Source organism: Dietzia sp. HMSC21D01, from assembly GCF_001815995.1.
In the GTDB taxonomy this organism is placed as follows: Bacteria; Actinomycetota; Actinomycetes; order Mycobacteriales; family Mycobacteriaceae; genus Dietzia; species Dietzia cinnamea.
In genome coordinates this window covers 1-3110 of sequence record NZ_KV823691.1, presented here as the reverse complement: position 1 = coordinate 3110, position 3110 = coordinate 1, and the positions used below count along the sequence as shown (strand labels likewise).

Genomic DNA, 3110 nt, shown 5'->3' with positions numbered 1-3110 from the left:
CTTCGAGCCATTACTGACCCATGCTCCTAGCGGCCCGCGCGAATCCTCCCAGCGGCCAGTCGCGGCCGGGCGCCGCGGCCCCCTCAGACGCCGAACAGTTCCAGGAAGGCGTCCTTCTCGAACATGCGCGCGGTGTCGACGGCCGTGGGCGTGCCGCCGTACGGGTCGGCCCCGGCTTCGTAGAGCACGCGGACGACCTCGCCGTACCCCTTGAAGACCGCGCCGGCCAGCGGGGTCTGACCCCGGTCGTTGGCGCGGTCGACCTCGGCACCCCGCTCGAGCAGTGCGCGGACGGTGTCCGGGTGGCCGTTGTAGGCGGCGAGCATGAGCAGGGCGTCGCCCCGCTCGTTGGTCAGGTCAGGGCTCACGCCGGCGTCGACATACGCCGCGAGCCGTTCCGTCTCGCCGTCCCGGGCCAGCTGGAACAGCATCTGGGCGAACTCGAGGACCTCCGGGTCCACACCCTCCCGTGGCGAGCGCACGTCACCGTCCGCGCCGGGTCGCTCGTCGTGGTTCTGTCCGCTCATGCTCCGAATCCTATCGGGACGGCGCGGTTGCGGCATCATGGAAGGCGATGACCACTACCACCCGATCGTCACGCCGTGGTCGGACCCTGCTCCGCACACGGGGCGCGGTCATGGCCTCCCTCCTCGCGGTCCTGTCCGGCGGGGCGGTCACCGGCGCGCTCATGGCCTCAGCGATCAACGACCCGAACTCGTCGAGCGCCGGGCGGATCGCGGCGGTCGTCCCGCAGGTCGACCCGCGGACCCTGTCGGGTCCGGCGTACGCCAACGCCGCCCCGGGCACCTGCCTGACCTGGTCCATCGACGCCGCGGACCGCGTGGCCTCCTTCGACACGGTCGACTGCGCCGAGCCCCACCGGTTCGAGGTGGCGGGGCGGATCGACCTGTCCGAGGTCCCCGGGTTCGGCGAGGGGACCCCGCTCCCGGACAGCGACGACCTGGCCCCGGTGGGCACGGACCGGTGCCTGCCGCTGATCTCCCGGTACGCGGGCGGCCGCGAGGTCGATCCGCAGGGCCGCTTCACCGGACTGGTGGTGCCGCCGTCCGAGGAGGGCTGGGCCAAGGGCGACCGCAGTGTCCTGTGCGGGATCGCGGCCGCCGAGCTCGACGGCCGGTCCGCCCTGTCCACGGGCACGTTCGCCGAGGCGGACCAGCACCGCCGCTGGGAGCCGGGGACGTGCCTGGGATTCACCGCCGAGGGCCTGCCCGGCGCACCGGTGCCGTGCTCGGACGACCACTCGATCGAGATCGTCGCCGACGTCGACGTGACGGGGACCTTCCCCGAGGGGCCGGTCCCGCCGGATCCGCGGCAGCAGTCCGAGCTCACCGCCGACGCCTGCCGAGAGGCCGGCATCGCCTATCTCGGCGACCCCGAGACGCTGCGCCGCACGACGCTCATCTCGACGCTGGTCAATCCCATCTCCGAGATCTCGTGGCGCACGGGCAGTCGCACCGTCAACTGCGGACTGATGAGGGCCGCCGAGCCCGGGCCGTTCGCGGTGCTGCGCGGCTCCGCGCGGCAGGGTGTGCTCATCGACGGGAACACCCCGGTCGCGCCCACCACCACAGAGATCCCGCCGCCCGGCCAGCAGCCCGGTGGCGACACCGGCGCCACGACCGACACCGGCCAGGGCACGGTCGCCGTCCCGGTGCCCGGCGGGGCGCCGTGAGCATCCGCGTCGACGAGGCGCGGTTCGAGGAGCTGGTCGACGACGCGCTGGACTCGGTACCGGACGCGCTGTTCGAGGCCATGGACAACGTGGTGGTGCTCATCGCCGACCGGAATCCGGACGAGCCCGGGCTACTGGGGCTCTACGAGGGCGTCGCGCTGACCGAGCGGGACACCACCTACTCCGGGTTCCTGCCCGACACCATCACGATCTACCGGGGCGCGCTGTGTGACTTCTGCTCGACCGAGGAGGAGTTGGTCCACGAGGTGGCGGTGACGGTGATCCACGAGATCGCCCACCACTTCGGGATCGGCGAGGAGACCCTGCACGCCCTCGGCTGGGGCTGAGCGGAGCAGCCGACGCGCGGCCGCGGGAGCCACTCCGCAGCCGTCAGTACCCGGGCCGCCCCAGGTGGTCGCCCCACCGCTCGCACGCCCAGCCGCCGCCGTCCGGGGCCAGCTCGATGACGCCGCAGTTGGGGATCCGGTTGTCCAGCGCCCACTGCGAGGGCACCGCCCCGGCGAACACGGCGATCATCCGCATCAGCGTGCCGTGGACGACGAGCACCACGTCGACGGCGTTGTCGAGGTAGGACTCGCGCAGCTCGGCGATGATCGGCATGGCGCGCCGGCGCACGTCGTGGGCGCTCTCGCCGCCGGGGAGCCGTGAGTCCAGCTCACCGTTCTCGAGCCAGTCGCGGACCACCCGGTTGTAGGCGAGCAGCGCCTCGGGCCCGCTCTCCATCTCGTAGTCCCCGGCCTGCACCTCGTGGACACCGGGCACGGCCTGGCTGGACAGACCCATCTCCCCGGCGATGAGGCCGGCGGTCTCGCGGGCGCGGGCGGCCTCCGAGCTCAGGATGACCGGGGGCCGGATGCCGGACCTGGCGAGCTCCTCACCCACCAGCCGCGCCTGGTCCCGTCCGAGGTCGGTGAGCGGGGCGCCGGGCAACGCGGTGTCGAGGGCACCGGCGACGTTGGAGGGGGTCTGCCCGTGGCGGACGAGGTGGAGTCGGGCGCTCACCCCGCGCCCTCCCCTCGGCGCAGGCCGTCGATCCAGCGCAGCGCCTCGGCGCGGTCGGGCGGCGGCGCGCCGGCCTCGCCACCGTCGGCGACGGGCCACGACCCGAGGAATCGGAGGTCAGAGGTGCGGTGGCGCAGCGCGACGAGCGCCTCGGACACCGCGGGGTCGTCGATGTGGCCGACGAGGTCCACGTGGAACAGGTAGGTGAACCGCTCGACGCGGGTGGGCCGGGAGCCGATGCGGGTGAGGTCGATGTCGCGGATCGACAGCTCGGTGAGCGCCTGGACGAGCGCGTTGGGCTGGTGCGGCAGGCCGAACACGACGCTGGTGCGGTCGCTGCCCGTGCGCGGCGGCGGCGGGGCCGGCCGACCGACCAGGACGAAGCGGGTGCGGG

General features: G+C 73.6%; 4 protein-coding genes and 1 pseudogene. 2 read left to right on the top strand and 3 right to left on the bottom strand.

What is annotated here, in order from left to right; all coding sequences use genetic code 11:
* Window positions 1-83: 83 nt before the first annotated feature.
* A complete protein-coding gene (locus HMPREF3086_RS02085; protein WP_061227868.1) occupies window positions 84-527 on the bottom strand; it encodes an ankyrin repeat domain-containing protein in 444 nt (147 codons plus the stop codon).
* Between the two features lie 47 nt (window positions 528-574).
* Here HMPREF3086_RS02085 and HMPREF3086_RS02080 point away from each other — a divergent pair, with 47 nt between their 5' ends.
* Both HMPREF3086_RS02080 and HMPREF3086_RS02075 read left to right on the top strand, forming a co-directional pair.
* Window positions 575-1693 carry a septum formation family protein gene (locus tag HMPREF3086_RS02080; RefSeq protein WP_239550431.1) on the top strand — a complete coding sequence of 373 codons (1119 nt, stop codon included), beginning with the start codon at window positions 575-577 and terminating at the stop codon, window positions 1691-1693.
* Window positions 1690-2040, top strand: a complete 351-nt coding sequence (locus tag HMPREF3086_RS02075) for a metallopeptidase family protein (RefSeq protein ID WP_007631889.1) — start codon at window positions 1690-1692, stop codon at window positions 2038-2040. The genes HMPREF3086_RS02080 and HMPREF3086_RS02075 overlap by 4 nt, the downstream gene beginning before the upstream one ends.
* A gap of 43 nt (window positions 2041-2083) precedes the next feature.
* On the opposite strand, the gene HMPREF3086_RS02070 is transcribed toward HMPREF3086_RS02075, so the two are convergent.
* Window positions 2084-2716, bottom strand: a complete 633-nt coding sequence (locus tag HMPREF3086_RS02070) for a histidine phosphatase family protein (RefSeq protein ID WP_070719918.1) — start codon at window positions 2714-2716, stop codon at window positions 2084-2086.
* Window positions 2713-3110 (bottom strand): annotated as a pseudogene (locus HMPREF3086_RS02065) (prephenate dehydratase); the annotation flags it as partial. The gene HMPREF3086_RS02070 and the pseudogene HMPREF3086_RS02065, both read right to left, overlap by 4 nt.

Bases quoted from the DNA above. Each gene is read 5' to 3' on its own strand.
- HMPREF3086_RS02085 (WP_061227868.1), bottom strand. From the start codon at position 527: ATGAGCGGACAGAACCACGACGAGCGACCCGGCGCGGACGGTGACGTG.
- HMPREF3086_RS02080 (WP_239550431.1), top strand. From the start codon at position 575: ATGACCACTACCACCCGATCGTCACGCCGTGGTCGGACCCTGCTCCGC.